Here is a 386-nt window from a genome sequence, read left to right as displayed (position 1 = left end):
GTCCAAGGACGCCGCGGAGGGCGCGCGCGACCTGGCCAAGGACACGCGCGTCAAGGCCGCCCCGCTGGTGGCCGAGGGCCGCAGCCGCGCCGCGGACCTGGCGAGCGACCTCGCCGACGCGACCCGCGACGTCGCCATCCCCAAGGCGAAGGCGGCCGCCCTGGCGGGCGCCGACCGCACCGCCGTGCTGGCCGCGACCGGCCGGGACATGGCTCAGGACAAGCTGGCCGAGGTCAAGGGCGACCCGCCGCCGAAGAAGAGCTCGAAGCTGCGCAAGGTGCTGATCTTAGGCAGCCTCGCCGCGGCGGCCGGGTTCGTCTACAGCAAGCTGCGCCCGAAGCCCGAGGCGGACAACTGGCAGTCCCCGTACACGCCGCCCGCCTCAA

1 protein-coding gene is annotated in these 386 nt (G+C 74.9%); it reads left to right on the top strand.

Annotated elements, in window-relative coordinates; all coding sequences use genetic code 11:
• Positions 1 to 386, top strand: a 386-nt coding sequence (locus K9U41_RS23750) for a hypothetical protein (RefSeq protein WP_282643272.1), incomplete at both ends; no start/stop codon positions are given.

Source organism: Xanthobacter autotrophicus (assembly GCF_029991245.1).
Taxonomy (GTDB): domain Bacteria; phylum Pseudomonadota; class Alphaproteobacteria; order Rhizobiales; family Xanthobacteraceae; genus Xanthobacter; species Xanthobacter autotrophicus_C.
This window is presented reverse-complemented; position numbering and strand designations above follow the sequence as displayed.